We start from the raw sequence: 17,085 nt of genomic DNA, 5'->3' as shown, positions 1-17,085 counted from the left end.
CGCATCTCCGGCGAGTACTTCCTGTTCATCGAGTTCCATCCTTGCTTGAAGAACGGAACGAAAGTCAGGCCGATTCAAAGCCCTCCTCGTCGATCTCTCCGATACTGAGCGCGTGTTCTGCGCGCGTAAGCATGCTGCTCAACGCACTTGCGTGCCCGCATTCCCATGATGCGCTGGGGACCATCGGGTCATTCGGCGTGCCGGGATCGGTCGACGCATTTGGCGCCGGAGATGCCGCGACCGGGGGTGCAATCGTCGGAGCATCACCAGGGGCTACCCCACACGCCGATACGGACAGCAATACTGCCACGAGCGCGCTCGCGGAGCCTACTTGCCTGATCTTGCTGGTGACTCTCTCGGCGTTCATGATGAGCACGCTAGCTCAAGACCAGCGTTGCGCGGAGAACGCTTGCCGATACTGTGACTCGAAATGGACTAACGGAGGCGTGATGAGGCACAGTGCCAGGAGGTTCTCGGCGTATACGGCGGGGGCAGTCGCGGGAATAGCCGTAGGGGTGATTGCGGGCACATCCGCTTTCGGGTCATCGGTCTCGACGCAGGAGGATCCGCTCGTCGTGCCTCAGGACCAGGTTCAGGTGTCCTGGACACTGGCCGTGGAAAGCTCCGACCTGACCCTGCCAGATGGGGTGAGCTTCCCCGCCGAGGCACCGAGTTTCTTTACGCCGAGCGATCCAGAAGCCAAGCACGTCTACGAACGCGGGCTCTTTAGTACGTTCGTCACCCAGTTCTGGCACTGCAGTTGGCTGGAAGCATCAGTCAATCCGCAACGCGCTACGTCCCAGAGCGCACGCGTCGAGTCGGAGCTCGCGCATTTCGTCGAAGAACTTCCCGCGGTCTCCGCCACGGAGTACACGGAGTACCGCCATCAGCTGTCGTTGTACGCGACGGAGGTTGGCCTCTCCGCCGAAGAGTTGGAACTCAACAACGATTGCAAGGGACTCACTCGATGACCGTCCACCGCGATTCCCGGGTAACTGGTACATCGAGCGACGCACGTGGCTTCCTTCGCACATTCGCCATCAGCGCTATCGCGTCCGTCGTCATTCTCGGCGGCATGACGCCCGCCAGCGCCGACATCAAGTACAGCGTTGGCGCTACCCAACCAGCAAACGTCGTACGGCACCACGACACCCCCCGCTACAACACGCATCAGTACAACCGTGTGCGAATCAACTTCCTCTCGTACAACGGCAACGGCACACTGAGTGCCGGCATCCGCAACACCGCCGGCACGCAGATCGCCCGAGCCCCTCTGTCCAACGGAGGCGCCCCGCGATACAACCAGTGGCTCGTGTTCACGAAGCCCAATGGCTCGATGACCATGCCCGGCGGCACGTTCTACCTCAACTCCCTGGGCACCAGCTCGTGCGGCAACAGCAGCTGCACGGTTCCACCCGTGACCTGGAACTCCAACCTCGAGTGGAACATCGCTCTCCCTGGCGAGGTATATCCGTGAGCAGCCGGTCGGCATCAGTCGGGCTCGGGCCTGGGGGCGACATGAACGCGCGGCACGGTGGCGAGCTCTCGACTCTGGATCACTGACACGCACCCAGCGATGAGCTCCATGCGGAACGAGGGCCTCAACGCATCCGATGAGGCGAACCGTTCCAGCAGGGCTACGGGCTCAAGGGAAGGGCAGCACGGTGGGCAACTGCCCTCTAAGCCGTGTTGGCAGTACTACAACGAATCAAGTTGTGATTGGAGAATCAGTGGCTCTCGGTTCAAGACACGCGGTCGCATCCTGCCTAATCAAATCGATGGTGCGCAAGCACCACCTGCGGCCGGTACCGCAGCCTTCCGAACGGAATGAAAAGAGATGAGCGCGCTTAGTAGGGCGGTCAACCAGCTGCAAGTATCCCGCCGGGGGTTTGTCACAGGTACGTCGATTCTCCTATTGACGTCATCGCTGAACCTGCGTGCCAATACGGGTCACAAACAGCTTCAGACCGGGTCAGCCAAGATCACCGTAGATAGGACGACAGACGTAGCCTGTTTCGCTCCCGACGGAACTGTGCGTTACGCCGTCGAGTTTCCTGAGGTGATCCTGCTTCCTGATGTGCCACTGAAACTTGTAACCGTGACTTGGGATCCACGCATATTCATAGTCGAACCGTCGGCCGTCGCAGTGCTCCACGGTGACACCGACCGAACGATGCTCGTCCCCGTTGATGCCACCGAGCAAAGCCTGACATTCTCGCCCGGCCAAGGAACGACTCGTCTGATTCTCTCGGCCCGCTCCGCCGCCACATACCCGAACGATCTCGTGAGCGAGCCGCTGCCAACCAACATCACCACCGATTCGGAGTCGCAGACCCTTCAGATCCAGCAGCACGCGGCAAGTGCTTGGGGAGCAGAGCTTCTCACGAGCTGGGTAATCGTGGGCGCTGAATACGTGCCCTCACTTATACAGATCAACAGCTACGGGCCGAATCCGACACCAAGTGGCCTCGTAATTGCAACGCGTCTCACGCCGGGCGGAAGCAACCACGTTGAGGGCCGCGCCTCCAAGTCCCGGAGCACCGCGAACCGTGAAGGGCCGAAGCATGAGGCGCTCTACCAGGTCGCCGAAAGAATTGAACCCGGAGCACTTTGGACAATGACATTCGACGTGAAGGCTAGGCGGTCGACAGAAGACGGCATGATCCCGAAGCTCAAGGCGATACCAACCGTCGACCTGGTCGTTCCCGAGCCGGAGGCCCCCAATAGCCGGATCACGGATCTCCACTCCTCCGCACCGCTGACAAACTCTGGCTTCATTCTGTCCGATTACACCAAGAGCGAAACGGCCTGACTATGGTTATTGATCTCCAGATCCAGGCCTCGCAGTTCTGGTTGAACTCCACCTACGGAGCAGAATCACAGTGGGTGGACGTGCCAACTAACGGGCAAACGGGCTGGCCGACGATATTTGGGCTGACGCGGGCGCTTCAGATTGAACTCGGCATCACTACTCTTTCCGACACCTTCGGACCGACAACCGAAGCGACGTTCGTCCAAGAGTTCGGCACTCTCAACCCGACAACGACAGATCAAAACGCGAATGTAGTTCGCATCCTTCAGGGCGCCCTGTGGTGCAAGGGATACAGCGGCGGCTGGGACCCGGGCGTATACGACAATGACGTAATGGACTCGGTCTCAAGAATTAACTCACATCTGGGCCTTTCGCCCTCGATTGTCAGCGTAAACGTCAAGCTCATGAAGTCCCTGCTCACCATGGACGCGTACGTGAGAGTCGGCTCAGGCACCCCAGAGAAGCGCGAAGCGCAACAGTGGCTTAACGGGCATTATTCCCACCGGCGCGATTTTCCGTTGCTTCCGTGCGATGGCCTCTTCTCTAGGAGCACTCAGCGCGGACTCATGTTCGCAATCCAGTATGAGCTCAATATGGACGACGGAGTCGCGAACGGGAACTTTGGCCCAGGAACGCGCTCCGGGCTGCAATCCAGTGCCTACGTGAGCAACGGCGACACCGACGGGTCGAAGAACTGGGTTCGTCTATTCCAAGCCGCACTTCGATTCAACGGCTATGCGGCAAGCTTCTCTGGAGCCTTTGACGCGGCTACTGCCACGGCGGCCACGACGTTCCAAGGGTACGCCGAGCTCCAAGCAAGCGGGAGCGGAGACTACCAAACATGGGCCTCGCTGCTAGTCAGCACCGGCGACGCGACACGCCCGGGCATCGCAAGCGACATGATGACCCAGTTGACAGCCGAACATTGCGCCTTGCTTTACGAAAAGGGCTATCGCACGGTCGGCAGGTATATTTCCGTTCTCGGAAAGCGTTACGCTCCGGGAGAGTTGGAAAGGATCTTCGCGGCCGGACTGAAGACCTTTCCAATCATGCAGGAGGCAAACACATCAGTCTCCGATTTCTCCTACGCAAAAGGGTTGGACCACGGATTTCAAGCACTCCGACGACTACGACAGCTCGGCTTCAAGCCGAACACCACCGTCTTCTTCGCTGTTGATCTCGATGCTCTAGATGACCAAATTACTGCCAGCGTGATTCCGTACTTCCAGGGCGTTTCCGACTACATTCACTCAACGGCCGTGGACTATCGGGTCGGGATCTACGGAACGCGAAATGTCTGCGCACGCGTTATCAACTCAGGACTTGCATCAGAGGGATTCATCGCCTCGATGTCTTGGGGATGGAGCGGAAACTTGGGTTTCTCACTTCCCCCCAGTTGGTCCTATGACCAGATTCAGAACTATACGTTGACCGGATCCAATGCTTCTTTGGAAATCGATAAGAATATCCAGTCCAGTCGCGCCCATCCCGTGGGGCAAACCGACATGAACCCCACAGCACTTGTCCCGCAACCGCCACTCGCCGACCTCCAATTCGACGAACCGTATCTCTGGTACCTGGTTGAGCTCGACGTGCGAGCAGAACACCTTGAAGGGCAAGCGAACATATTCACTCGAGACAATGTTCTGCGATTTATTCAACGTCAAGAAGCGAACTACACCGCGGGTATCTGGGACGTCTATACTCCCGCCGTCGAAGCAGATCCGCTTCTCAATCTCAACCAACTTATGGTCGCGGAGAAAACGGCTAGGCGCGGCCAGTTCGAGAGCGTATCGCCCCAGGCCGCCGCTTACCGCAAAAGCCTTTTGACTCATTTTTCCGCGACCCTTCGGGGTTATCTTCGGTGGGGACAGATTGAGCCCGCGAATTTCTTGGCGCGAACGGGCGATCTCGCTGGGTGGGCGGGCGACCTCGTGAACGCTTGGAATGAGTATTACAAGTCGTACCGCACAGACCCATCCTGGACCATTAGTGAGTGGTTTGCCGCGCACGTGGGTGGGACTCACGCTGATTCCCGCTTCTCTGCTGAAGATCTCCGCGCTGACGTAGATGCGTTCCTGTGCTATAAGTTGCTCGGCGATGCGCCGAACCGGTCGATCTCCGACTGTGTTCGCGAGATAGAATGGAACTCCAGCTCGTCACCGACCTGGCGGTATTCACAATTCGCCGCTCAACGGTTTGATGGGTCTCATGCGGTTGCCCAAGTCGCCGCGAAGTCAATCTTTGATGGTGGATGGCCATGGGTCGATGTGTCCTTGGCAAGTTTCTTAGAGACCGGGGTAGTTGGACCAACCGATGCCGAAGCGGCGGAGGTTGGCGCTGGCTTCGCTGACGCCCTATTCTCGAAGTTCTGATGATGGACCAAGCATTTCCGCCGCCGCCAAACCCCTCGACGCACGCCCGGTCTCCTCAGACTGCGCATGCCGCGGTCTACTTAGTAGCGACTGTCGCCGCGGCAGTCGCGGGCGTACTCGCCAGCTTTGTAATCACTGACGTCGAGTCATCCACGCGAAATCCGTGGCAGACAGGCCTCGTCGTGGTTGCTTGTATTGTCTTGGTCACCTTTCTGCCGTATTTGATTGCAGTGTTCTGGGTTCCAGCCGGTACCGCCCTGACCATCAGGCTGGTGGCCATGATGATCTCGATCCTGGTCCTGATTGCCTACGGCGCGCTGATTTGGTTCTCTGCCTGGATTGGCGCGTTAGGGGTCAGCGACCGAAGTGCCTCCTCCTTGCTCATCCCGCTGTTCTTGCTAGCACCGCTCTGCGCGTTGGTTGGGATCAACGTATTGGTAGCTACCCCGTTGTCCAAGCGGATGCGATGGAAGATCATGCTCGTGTGGATTGGAGTACTTGCAGTTGTCGGCGCAATCGCTGCCTACGCTCGGATCACGTGGTGGTACGGAGTATCGTGACCTCTGCTGTGAGCGAGCCCTGGTCCGTGCTCGTACGCGCTGTTGCTCCGATTATTGCGCCTTGAAGGTGATATCCCGCAGATCGTTCCGCTCGTTATCTCGACGACCTACGTCTTTGACAGACTCGTGACCAGTCGCCGGCGAGCCACACTACAGTTGCCGTCGTACATCTGAAGACGATGGGTTGCGCCCGGCGTCGCGCTTCTTGCGTCATGGCAACTGTTTCGTACACCTAATTCGGCGACACAACCGTGTAGGAGAGAGGCGGTGCGGCGCCTGCAAGTCCCTCGTTCGATCCTTCAAAATGCCTCCCCACGGGCGTTTGAGCGGGCGACTACTGCGCAGGTCGCAGGGCCTCCCCCGGTTGCATTCGTAGGGCGCGAATGGCTCCCGCGAAAGAGCCAAGAACTGACACGAGGACGCCCGCGGCGACAGCAATGAACAGCAAGCGGACGTCGAAGATCGGCGTCCATCGGTTCAGGATGGTAACGGCCAACAGGGCTGCCATGCCCAGGAATGCACCGCATGCGGCTCCGACGACACCGTACAGGGCAGCCTCGCCGGCGAGCATCGCGAGAATATGTTGGTGACGCGCTCCAACTGCTCGTCTCAGTCCGAACTCGACGCGCCGTTCACTCGCCGCCGACAGGGAGGCGAGAGCGATGGCGACGATGCTGCCGAGTATCGCCGCGAGTGTGAGCAGAATGAGGGTCATGTGCACGCTCGACTCAACGCCTTGCCGCATCGCGGACGGATCCGGGGGAGACGAGAGGTCAACACGTTCCGGCGCTGCCGGGTCTATGACGAGCGGTATCTCCTTGGACACCTGGATAGCGGCTCCTGGCTTCGTGGTGATCAACGTGCGGGCCTCACTACCTACCCCGACACTCTCTCCTCTAGGGGCGACGAGGATCGCTCCGATCCAGGAGGCTTCGCGCGGCGAATCTTCGATGATCCCGCGTACGAGGTAGGTCTGGCCGTTCACAACGACCGTCGAGTCTGTGTCCGCCGCGGGAATATTGAGTCGAGAAGCTAGCGCCGCCCCAACCAGTGCTTCACCTGGCTTCAAGCCTGAAGCGGCTATCTGTGAGCCTTCCTCGAGACTCAACCGTCCGGCAACGACGACGTCGCCACGAACGAAGAACAGCGAAGTGTCGACGAGCTCGCTGCCGGGATTGCGCTGTATCTGCGCCGACGTCTCGACCGCATCAGCGACGGCAACTACGCCGTTCAACTCTGACACGCGTCCGATGGTGTCGTCCCCGAGCGGTGCCACAGTGTCACTCAGCAACCGCGAAACTGTGATCTCTCGGCTCGTAGTCGCGTCGAACGCGAGCGATACCTGATGGGTTGCGGAGTGGGACAGCCCGAGCGTGGTCATGACCAACGCGACTGACATCGCGATGGCTGCGGCATAGCTGAGCAGTCGCGCTCGTCGTGAAACGACGTTCTTCCAGATGTCCCTTAGCATCGTCCCCGGGCGAACACGGCTGGGCAACCCCGGCGGCGCAACGGCCTTGGCCTGTGACTGCGCGACCCCATTTGGAGCGGAGTCATCCTTTACCTGACCATCACGGAGGGTGATCGTGCGCCCGGCGCGTGCGGCCGTCTCACGCGAATGGGTAACTATGACGACCGCAGCACCTGACCGGTGGGCTGCTTCGAGGGCAGCAATGACCTTGTCGGAATTGACGCTATCCAGATTTCCGGTCGGTTCATCTGCGATTAGGAAGGGAGTCCGTGATGCAATCCCGCGGGCCACGGCAACCCTCTGCCGCTCGCCGCCGGAAAGGAGGGCGCCCGGCGTCGACGCGCGGTCAGCGAGTCCGAGCATCTCCAAGGCTCGGTGCGAACGAGCATCGATCTCGGCGGAGTGCAGGCCCCGATAGAGGAGTGCAAGGCCAACGCTGTCTACCGCTGGGCGTCGTTCCAAAAGATGAAACGACTGAAAGATATGGGAGAAGTACTGCGACCGCAACCTAGCCTGCGTCGCGCCATCAACGTCATCGGCGAGAGTTGAATCTAGTCGATAGTGACCGGCAGTTGGGCGATCCAACAATCCGAGTATTCCGATGAGCGTCGACTTACCACTGCCGGACTCGCCCATGACCGAGACATACTCGCCCGAACGAATCTGCAGCGAGACCCTGTCGACAGCGGTGACCTCTGCCGCACCACGCCCAAAACGCCGGGAGACGTTGTCCAGGGTAATGGTCGTCATTCGAGCAGCACCTCGTCGCCCAGTTTCAGCTTCTCCGCGTCCGTGGGCTCGATCTGCGACATTCCAAGGCTGCTGTCGATCTCTTCGATCTGGACCTCTACAGCAGTGCCGTCATCTCGAAGCTTTCGCACCCAGAAGGTATCGGATCTGGAGATCACGGCACGTGTCGGTACAATCCATCCGGTTCCTTGATCTCCATGGAGCCGAACGCTAATTACGACTTCCTGCCCCATCGCATCTCCTGCGAGAGAATCGGGGGCAGAGAAGACCACACCGACTGTGCCGTCCTCAGCGACTGCGGACGAGATTTCAACAATCTCTACCTGTGCCTCAGCCGTGGCGTCGAGAATGTCGCCGCGCATGCCGGCGGACAATTGTGCCGATGTTTCCGCCGTCACCGAAGCGACCACCCGCACGCTTCCTGAAACCAGAGTCAGCGTTGCACCTTCCTCCGGCGTCAGACCGACGGCCGGTACGGCTGATGCCACCGCCGGGAGATTGCCCGTGATGATGGCCGCGCCAAGCGGAAGATACGGGTAGACCGGGCTTGTGCTGACCGACGCTGGCTGGTCCGCCCCGCTCGAATCGTCAGTCTCCGATTCTTCCGGCGGTGGCTGGACCGTACCGCCATCCGCGGCAGATGTCGGTGCCACATAGCCACGCGTGTCGTACAACCATCTAACTGCCGAGGCAGTTCCGTGGCCGAAGGTTCCATCGTCTTCGACTGATCTCCCCGCCGCTGTCAGAGCCTGTTGAAGCATGCGAACGTCGGGTCCTGAATCGCCCAATCGCAGGTCTCGGTAGAACGGGAACTCACCGGGAAGGGCGAAAACTGGTGCTCCGTTGACTTCAGAAACCACGGTCCCCGCAGCGATCTCCGAACCAATACCAACCGGCACCTCTGTAACCACGTCCGCAGCGTCAGCCGGCAACCGCACCTGTTCTTGATTGGACAGCTGCACGGTGGCTCGGAGGGTGATCTCCTCGCCGAGATCACCCTCCGTGACTTCGGCCGTGATCACCGATGGCGGAGGCGGCGATGATTGAGCGGCGATCTGCTCAGGTGATTGGAACGCCTCTGCGACTAGCCACCCGCCGGCGACACCGCCTGCGGCGACGAGCAACATCACCATCCCGAGCACGACAGGGCGCAGTGCCTTTCGGCGGACCTTCATGACCTACTCCGACTGTCTTGGGCTCTAGCGTTCTGGAGCCATGAGCGCCATGCGCTCGGAAATCTCTTGACGCACTTCTTTGATGTCTTCCCCCACCGAGACGAACGATTCATAGTTCTCTTCGAGAAGCGACACCTGGCGTTCCCATTCAGCGTCGTAGATCGACTCGCTATACCCGGAGCTCTCCTGGCATTTTGCGTCCTCGACGGCGTCCGCAATCTCGTCCGGAGTAAGCGGTGGAGCACTGTCCGCCGCCGTGTCAGCCCACCCGTACCGCTGACGCATCGAGTCCGTGGGCATACCGTTAGGGCTCGATGGAAGATCTTCGATGCCGATTGGCTTCATGCAGGTTCGCCACCGTTCGGCAGCAGCAGCTACTTGCGGGTCTTCCGAGGCACCAGTTATCGCTGCAGAGCCGAATGTTCCAGCATAGTTGAGCAGTTTGGGGGTCCATTTAGGGACGTCCGGGTTATCTACCACGTCATGAACACACTGGTCGAGGACAGCAAGCTCATCGTCCGAGATCGGGCGTTGGGTGTACTCAACCCAGGCCTCATCAGATGGGCTGGAAGAAATCGGGCTGTGGTAGCCGAATTCCGAAGCAACCGTCTCGTCGAACCAATTTCTCACGACGGTAGACTCCGAAGCGGCGAACTCCAAAGCCGGCACTTCGTGATGAAATCCTTGGTCACTCAGGCATTCCTGCGAGTAAAGCGCGTGAAGATATGCCTCCTTCTTCAGGTCAACTTCGCTAACGAAGTACGCGTCGAGCGGCATAACCCACAGTGACCGATTCTTATCCGGCAGGTCTATAGCCAGTCGCGATTCGGACGGTTGGTCCGATCCAGCGGTGTCAACCGCGCTACACGAGATGCTCAGGAACCCAACCACCATCAACAGGCCGATTCCTATCAACTTCTTGGCTGACATGCGTCAGTTCGTGCAGGATTCGGCGACCGTCACGAAGCGGCCTGAGCCCAGCGAAGCGAAGTTCGCGATATAGCCCTTGTCGTTGGTCACATTCCCGTCACCCGTCTTCTTCTGCAACGTCCGGCGGAAGAGGGAAGTGGTAGGACCACCAATGTCATAGCCCGAGTTCACGTACACGTATACGGCGTCGTAGTTTCCGTTGTTGTATACGGAAATCGGCTCAGACCCGCCGATGTTCGTACCTGAGTACTTCAGGCTGAAGTAGTCGCTTACACATTGCTGAAAAGCAATCTTGGAAGACGCGGAACCAGCCGTTAGATAGGTGTGATCTCGCCAGGCACATGTCGCACCACTCGCACAGTTGTTCTCCGGCGCCGCATAGGCGGCCGGAGCAGTGAGCAAAGACGCCACCAACACGAGCGAGACACCGGCCGCAACAGCCAACTTCTTCCCGAAACCACGAACCATTGCTGCATCCTCCATACGTCTACGTACACACGATTTTGTCCGCTCGAAGTTCCCCCTGCTTCGCGACGGGCAGGTCGTCACCAGAATGGGACGCCTAGCCGCACGCTAGCACCCGCTCACGAGCTTTATTGGCCGATGCGCTTCGATGCGCATCGGTTTCCTGGGCTCGGTCCAAAGATGGTCGCAGATCCTGTATTTGTGACAGCGAATGGGATGCGCGATGTCCGCAATGGCGTTCGAGATGCGCCTGCCGGCATCGACTACCTGGTGAGAACGTGGAGCCCACGGGTGCGGGCCTCAATAAGTTCAACCGATCCCTGAGCTTCGTGGTGAAGGCCAGCGGTGAGGTCACACGCTCCCCGACGACACGACGATCAGCCACACCAAAATCGCAACTGGCACGAGGAGCGCGGAACCACCGAGCCTGCCGTAGGTCATCAGCAACGATTGACGCGTTTTGACGCCAAGCTGCGTAGCCTCTCCGGAGGCCTGGCGTAGACCCCCTAGCGTCCTGAGATTGACGACGAGGCCGTAAATGCCGACCGTCAGCGCGCATCCCGCCAAGAGACAGAAGAAGTAGGCCATGGCCGATCCTCTCACGTTGCGCACGACCGACGACAGGCTCCACGTGGCTCGTCAACGACGAGAGCCGAACGACTATCCCCCGGTGTCCGACCATGGTTGGCGAGCGGTCGCGTGCGGACCGTCGGTAGCGCCGCGGAGCGACGGCTTTCCTTCAGCGCTCAGCGATTCCAGGAGCCATCCGCTCCGGGCGGCCGCCTGCGCAATGAGCAGCAGCTCGGAGAGACTCTGTCGCAAATCCTGTACTAAGTGCGTTGGACCGACTGTCCGTTCTCATAACTCCACTACAGAACAATGTCATCACGTCAGGTGGCGATATACGGTCGGCCGACTGACCCCGAGAACTTCCGCGATCTGCTGCACCGTGTGCTCCTGCGTGTCGTACATGGCGCGCGCCTGCTTGGCTTTCGCCGGCGTCATTTTGAACTTGGGCCCGCCTTTGCGTCCTCGAGCACGTGCAGCCGCAAGTCCGTCTTTGGTTCGCTCAACTATGAGGTCATGCTCGAACTCGCTGATGGCCGCCAGCATGTGGAAGAAGAGCCGCCCTCCCGGCGTGGTCGTATCTATGCCCTGAGACAGAGCCCTGAGCCCGACTCCGCGGCGCTCAAGCTCATCGGCGACGTCTTTGAGGTTCTTGACCGAGCGGCCGAGCCTGTCGAGCTTGGTGATGACGAGGGTGTCGTTCTCGCGCAGGTAGCTCATTGCCTCGGTGAGCGCTGGTCGTTTCGCGAGCGTGCCGGAGGCGTGGTCTACGAAGACTCGGTCGCAACCGGCAGCTTCCAGCGCGTCTGTCTGCGCGTCGGGATTCTGATCCTGCGTCGAAACTCTCGCGTACCCCACGTCTGCCATGGCGTCGACCGTAGCGGTGCCAGCCGACATCACCCGCGGGGTCTTCTACATCCCGACGTAGTTCAGCGTGTCCGCTGTGGAATCCCAGACGACGACGTTTCCGGCCTGCTCGTTACACCCGAGCGAGATCACACGCCTCCCGTCATCCATCCGGCCACCACCGACGACGTGCATATGCCCATGGAACAGATTGCGGGGCCTCACCGCATCCCAAACGCGCGAGACCTGAATCCGGCTGTCTCGCGATTCGTCTCGGGCCTGGCGAGTGAGGCCGAGCGGGTTGGTGCGGAGGACGCGGCGAACTGCGGGGACGGGGCTTCCGGCGGGGCTTTCGTGGGTGAGCATCGCATCGACCGGCCCGCCGGCGATGGCCTCCTCGACCATGGCATCCGTGATGCACTCGTCGGGCCACCATTCTTTGCCCGGGATCCTCCATCCTCGGTCAACGGACGCCGCACCTCCTAGGCTCAGCACCGACGTCTCCCCGATCCAGAATCGGTACGGGCGTGGCAGGGCGAGGACGCGCTGCGACAGCCGGATCGGCTCCTCAGGTTGGGCGTCGAGCATCGGAGTGAGCGTGCCCCAAAGCTCGTGGTTGCCGAGCGTGACCAGCACTCGTTCAATCCCGCTCTCGTTGCAGGCCCGGTCCACCGCGACCAGCATCGCTGTGCTTGACCAGAAGTCGCCCAGGTGCAGCACCGTCGTGACCTCGGGGTGCCCGTTGTGGATGGCTCGGATCATCTTCGTCGCCCACGCGCTTGAACCGTGCCAGTCGCCAGCGATAGCCACAGGGCCTGCCTCAAGCCGGAGTGGAGCATTCATAACGTCGGTCCTTCGGTCGGGTGCGATGGTCGACGATAGAACCATGCGCTGCCGACATCGAGGTGGGCTATCTCACGAACGTGGGTCTCGAGTCATTGATTATGGACACGGGTTATGAGACACGGACACACCGCGTTGCAGCCCTGAGGCGATTCGGTCTCATGTACGACCGTCTGCGAGACGGAAACCCGGTTCATTGGGGGGACATCGTCTCTCGCTCTATACCCTGCGGCACATCTGCAACGGACCACCGCCTCTGCCGTGCGCGTGCATTGAGGATCCCGACCCGCAGCGGCGACCAGTTCTTCCCGGAACTCTCAAGGTTCGTTGCCGCGGTGGGCAGTCGCAGCAAGAACAACATCCGAAAGGATTATGGGACGCGCAACTCACGGATCGGTTCTCTGCGGCTTGCGAGGGTTGCGGGCAAAAGTGCAGCGATAGCCGCCGTGACAAGTGTCAGAACGCCAAGAGCTCCCGTGAACGCGGTTCCGGGCCAGGGATCGCCGCTCACGCCAAGAATGATTGCGGACAATAGGGTGCCCGTCAGGATGCCCACGAGGGCGAGGAAGCTCGTTTGGACAAGGAGCAGTCCGATAATGAGGCCGCGGCTCGCGCCGAGTGCTCGGCGGCGTCCGAAGTCTTTCCGGCGCATCATGACAAGCCCGTACAGGAGCACCGCGACGAGAGTGCCGGTCAGCGCGAGGAGGGCAACGACCAGCCCTCGTGAGAAGGAACCGAGCTGCCCTTCGATGAGGCCGCGGAGCTGGGCGAGCGCTTCGCTGGTCTGCATTGTCACCTTGGTGGGGTCGTCCGGCGCGAGGACGGAGAGGACAGCTTCACTGACCGGCGCGACGAGTTCGGGTTCCTCGGCGATGACGATGAGGATGCTGACAGGTTCATCGCCGGTTGCGTTCGGCTGGGGGACGAGCACGACCGGTTCGAAGCCACTGAGGAAGTCGGGCGTTTCTATGCGGCCGGCGACTCCGTACGAGGCGCCGGATGTCAGTTCGACGCCCCCGGTCTCGTCAGGCATTCCCAGTTGTTCTAGAGCTTCGGCAGACGCCCAGGCGAGCTGGCCTGGGACGGCGGGGTTGGAGGGGATGCCAAGACGTGTGAACTGGTCGCCGTATGCCAGCCGGACTGGGACGCGAGTTCCGTCCGGGACGGTGCTATTGGTGGCGTCGACGGCGGAGGAGAATCCCGCCGCCCATTCGATTCCTTCGATGCCTGCGATTCGTTGCAACACGTCGCTGGAGATGCCTGCGCTAGGTTCCGCGCGCACCGTGATGGATCGCGTTCCTGCGGAGTCTATGGCTCCGAGCACTTGCTGTTCCGCGCCGACCGTGCGGCCCGTCGTCAGCATGACGGCAAGGATCATCCCCACGATCATCAGAACGGTGATGACGGATGCGACGGGTTGAGAGCGGGCGGAGGCCGCAGCCTCACGGAAGACCGACGCCATCACAACCGGATCTCCTCGTCGCTCAGCTCTGCAACTTGGGGCGAGTGCGTCACAACAATGACCGCATTCCCGGCGTGCGCATGTTCTTGGAGGGCGGTAACGACCAAGTCACTAGTTGCCGGATCCAGGTTCCCAGTAGGTTCATCGGCCAACAGGATGCTTGGAGAATTCAGCAACGCGCGGCACAGCGCGATGCGTTGCGCCTGACCGCCCGACACCTGGCCCGGCTTCCGGCGCGCGGGCAGATCGACGCCGAAGCGTTCGAGGAGTTCCTGTGCTCGGAGCTCGACTGAGCGCCGGGATTCGCGACGGTACAGCGCGGTCTCCGTGACGTTGTCGAGAACCGTGCGCGTGGCATCCAGCGCTGCGTCCTGAAATACGAACCCGAACTGATGCGCACGCATGCGCGCCCGTTCCGCGTCCCTCAGCCGAGCCGTGCTGCGCCCCTGTAACCGAATCTCGCCGCCGGATGGGTGCAGCATCAGGCCAAGGAGATAAAGGAGAGTGGACTTTCCTCGTCCGGACGGCCCCGTGAGCGCAGTCATGCTCCCCGCAGCAAAACGAGCCGACCAGGCATCCAGAACTGGCGTCCCAGGCAGATAGCTGAACCTAACGTCTCTCGCCTCCAGCAGTGCGGTCTCGCTGGGCGAGGAAAGCTGTCTCATTTCGTGGAGTCTTCGGTCGCTGGCACGCTGACACGCGTGCCTTCGTCGACACCGTCGACGATGGACAGCCCCTTGGCCGACGCAACGAGTTCCACAGGGACGCGTTCGCCATCAGCGTCGATTACGGCCGTGCTTCCATCGGCGGTGGTCACCAGCGCTGACGACGGTACGACCAGACCCGACACCTGCTCGACGGTCACGATCTTGGACGACAGCGTCGTCTGGCCTGAGACAGGAATCTGTCCGCATGCGTCCGCGCAGAGTGTGGCTCCGTCTGGTCCCGTGACGGCCACGAGTACGGTTCCGGTTTCCTCATCTCGCTTCTGTTCACCGGTGACTCCCTGCCAAGTCTGCCCTTCGGGTGAGCCCACCTCGATTGCTGTGCCGGCAGGCATCATCGCCGCCTGAGCCTCGGTTGCCGGCACCCAGAAGTTTGGAGCGGCAGGCAGCCCTTGCACTGCCTGCTCCCCTCCGCCCAGGCTCGCGCCTCGCTTAATCGTGTCGGGATTCAACACGATTCGCGTGGGAAGTCGAGGAACGAAAATCACGTCCGCCGCCTCGACCACACCAGTCTTCTCAATGCCCAAGCTCTGCTGCCAACGCTTGATAGCAGCCGTCGTCCCGCTCGCAACCTTCCCGTCAATCCCGGCGTGGTAGTGCCCCAAAGTCGCAAGCATCTGTTGCAGCTGTCGCACGTCATCGCCCGCGATGCCGGTGGAGATCGGACGGAACATCGGCACCTCACCCTGAGCGATTGTTACCGGTCGCAATCCCACCGAGTAGAGAACGGCGCCCGGCCCGACCTCAGAGCCGGGTTCGATATCCACGCTCGTGACAATGCCTGATGCCTGATTTATCCCCACCGGAACCTGCGACCACTCCGCCACCGAATTCAGCGTCACTGAGGCGCCGACCTCACCTTGGACGACTTCGACATAGGTGTGCTCAGCCGACGCTAGTGGGTCTTCCGCGGGTCGAAGTATGGTCAGCACAGCCCAAGTACAAGCGACGCCGATAAGCAGTAGGACCAGCCCGCCGCCGACGAGCATCGGCCAACGGCGAGTGCGCATGTCTTCTGCCATGGGATTACCTCTCAGTCGTGATCCGACCATATGTTCACCGGGACGGCCATCCAAGCGCCGCCGGGTCAGACATCTGACCCGGTTGGCGTTTCGGCGCGCGTGGCGTTCGCGCATCCTTCCCGCCGCGCTTCACGACTGAATCAGTCACCCCAGAACTCGTCCGGGAACTGCGGACATTCTTCGATGGCCTGGTCGATGTTCTCCACCGGCACTTGCGAATACACATCCCACACACCTTCGCCGGTGCCGGAGATGGCCTGCCTAAACAGCTCCTCGCTGGGCATGTTGTCGGGCCTCGCATCGAAGGCTTCGAGGCAAGGGAACAGCGTCGTCTTGGTGTACTCGTACAACCAGCTCACCTGAGCGTCGCTGAAGGGCGCCGAGTACTTCGACTCCGTCGGGTACTGTGCCCGGCATATGTAGTTCGCAATCGCTTGAGCTTCAGCCTGTTCCGGCGGGATCTCGCCGTACCTCACCCCGCCGTCCTCGTGCACGGTCGCCTCGAAACCGGCCTCGCCAAGGCACGAGACGAACACGTCGTTCCATTCCTCCCGGGTGACGAACCGGATTCGTTCGACCTCCGGAAGCTGAGCCTCGGGAAACGCCGCCTGCACATACTCGCCGTAGCTGTCGACCGTCTCCTGGTAAAGCGCGTCTTCCTCCGCGGCTGAAAGCTCCTCAAAAGCCGGAGGTGGTGGAAGTTCCTCTTCCGCCGCGCATCCGGTCGCCAGCAAAGCAATGCCTAGAATGGCACTCGCACCGGCTGCAACTTTTCGCCTCAAAATAGTCCCCCCGCTCCGGCTTGGCGCAATACCTGAACCGCTTAGTGACACCGAACGTACCGATTGACACCCCGGTGCACAACTGACACGATCCCACGTCAGAACCGGTCAAGATGACCGGCAACGATCGGAGGAGATCTCACATGTTCAACAAGAAGACGCGCACCAAGCTTGGCGCGGCGGCAATCGTCGCCATCGTCGCGCTCGGCGTCGCCAATGCCCCTGAATCGGCCTGACTTTCGTTCCTATCGGGAGCCTTGTCTGGCGGGTGCCGGATTGGCTGATTCGAGGTCAGCGTAG

Annotated in this window: 16 protein-coding genes; 5 read left to right on the top strand and 11 right to left on the bottom strand. The window is 60.8% G+C overall.

Going from position 1 to position 17,085, the window contains the following annotated elements:
- The first annotated feature begins 575 nt into the window (after positions 1-575).
- From ACWAT3_RS16580 to ACWAT3_RS16560, 5 genes are all read left to right on the top strand, one after another.
- Positions 576-971, top strand: a complete 396-nt coding sequence (locus tag ACWAT3_RS16580) for a hypothetical protein (RefSeq protein ID WP_460800182.1) — start codon at positions 576-578, stop codon at positions 969-971.
- A 104-nt stretch (positions 972-1,075) separates the two neighbouring features.
- Entirely contained in the window at positions 1,076-1,477 is a 402-nt protein-coding gene (locus tag ACWAT3_RS16575) for a hypothetical protein (protein ID WP_460800180.1), read from the top strand.
- A 360-nt stretch (positions 1,478-1,837) separates the two neighbouring features.
- Positions 1,838-2,812, top strand: a complete 975-nt coding sequence (locus ACWAT3_RS16570) for a hypothetical protein (protein ID WP_460800178.1) — start codon at positions 1,838-1,840, stop codon at positions 2,810-2,812.
- A gap of 2 nt (positions 2,813-2,814) precedes the next feature.
- Positions 2,815-5,187 (top strand): glycoside hydrolase domain-containing protein, encoded by a 2,373-nt coding sequence (locus ACWAT3_RS16565; protein ID WP_460800176.1) that lies wholly within the window; start codon positions 2,815-2,817, stop codon positions 5,185-5,187.
- A complete protein-coding gene (locus ACWAT3_RS16560) occupies positions 5,187-5,747 on the top strand; it encodes a hypothetical protein (protein WP_460800175.1) in 561 nt (186 codons plus the stop codon). Before ACWAT3_RS16565 ends, ACWAT3_RS16560 begins: the two co-directional genes overlap by 1 nt.
- 334 nt (positions 5,748-6,081) lie before the next feature.
- On the opposite strand, the gene ACWAT3_RS16555 is transcribed toward ACWAT3_RS16560, so the two are convergent.
- The 11 genes from ACWAT3_RS16555 to ACWAT3_RS16505 all read right to left on the bottom strand — a co-directional run bounded on the left by ACWAT3_RS16555 (position 6,082) and on the right by ACWAT3_RS16505 (position 16,737).
- Positions 6,082-7,968: an ABC transporter ATP-binding protein/permease gene (locus ACWAT3_RS16555; RefSeq protein WP_460800173.1), complete on the bottom strand. Its 1,887-nt coding sequence runs from the start codon at positions 7,966-7,968 to the stop codon at positions 6,082-6,084.
- Positions 7,965-9,143 carry a peptidoglycan-binding protein gene (locus tag ACWAT3_RS16550; RefSeq protein ID WP_460800171.1) on the bottom strand — a complete coding sequence of 393 codons (1,179 nt, stop codon included), beginning with the start codon at positions 9,141-9,143 and terminating at the stop codon, positions 7,965-7,967. The genes ACWAT3_RS16555 and ACWAT3_RS16550 overlap by 4 nt, the downstream gene beginning before the upstream one ends.
- A 24-nt stretch (positions 9,144-9,167) precedes the next feature.
- A complete protein-coding gene (locus tag ACWAT3_RS16545; RefSeq protein ID WP_460800170.1) occupies positions 9,168-10,073 on the bottom strand; it encodes a hypothetical protein in 906 nt (301 codons plus the stop codon).
- A 3-nt stretch (positions 10,074-10,076) separates the two neighbouring features.
- A complete protein-coding gene (locus ACWAT3_RS16540) occupies positions 10,077-10,541 on the bottom strand; it encodes a hypothetical protein (protein WP_460800168.1) in 465 nt (154 codons plus the stop codon).
- A 348-nt stretch (positions 10,542-10,889) separates the two neighbouring features.
- On the bottom strand, positions 10,890-11,126 hold the full coding sequence (locus tag ACWAT3_RS16535) for a hypothetical protein (RefSeq protein ID WP_460800166.1): 237 nt from the start codon (positions 11,124-11,126) through the stop codon (positions 10,890-10,892).
- A gap of 297 nt (positions 11,127-11,423) precedes the next feature.
- A complete protein-coding gene (locus ACWAT3_RS16530) occupies positions 11,424-11,972 on the bottom strand; it encodes a recombinase family protein (protein ID WP_460800165.1) in 549 nt (182 codons plus the stop codon).
- Between the two features lie 45 nt (positions 11,973-12,017).
- Positions 12,018-12,761: a metallophosphoesterase gene (locus tag ACWAT3_RS16525; RefSeq protein ID WP_460800163.1), complete on the bottom strand. Its 744-nt coding sequence runs from the start codon at positions 12,759-12,761 to the stop codon at positions 12,018-12,020.
- Positions 12,762-13,164: 403 nt separating this feature from the next.
- Entirely contained in the window at positions 13,165-14,256 is a 1,092-nt protein-coding gene (locus tag ACWAT3_RS16520) for an ABC transporter permease (protein ID WP_460800162.1), read from the bottom strand.
- Positions 14,256-14,921: an ABC transporter ATP-binding protein gene (locus ACWAT3_RS16515; RefSeq protein WP_460800160.1), complete on the bottom strand. Its 666-nt coding sequence runs from the start codon at positions 14,919-14,921 to the stop codon at positions 14,256-14,258. The genes ACWAT3_RS16520 and ACWAT3_RS16515 overlap by 1 nt, the downstream gene beginning before the upstream one ends.
- Positions 14,918-16,003 carry a peptidoglycan-binding protein gene (locus tag ACWAT3_RS16510; RefSeq protein ID WP_460800159.1) on the bottom strand — a complete coding sequence of 362 codons (1,086 nt, stop codon included), beginning with the start codon at positions 16,001-16,003 and terminating at the stop codon, positions 14,918-14,920. The genes ACWAT3_RS16515 and ACWAT3_RS16510 overlap by 4 nt, the downstream gene beginning before the upstream one ends.
- Positions 16,004-16,143: 140 nt before the next feature.
- Positions 16,144-16,737: a hypothetical protein gene (locus ACWAT3_RS16505; protein ID WP_460800157.1), complete on the bottom strand. Its 594-nt coding sequence runs from the start codon at positions 16,735-16,737 to the stop codon at positions 16,144-16,146.
- Positions 16,738-17,085: the final 348 nt, after the last annotated feature.

This window comes from Microbacterium sp. GXF0217 (genome assembly GCF_054798195.1).
The sequence above is the reverse complement of the archived record's forward strand: the minus strand, read 5'-3'. Positions and strand labels throughout refer to the sequence as shown.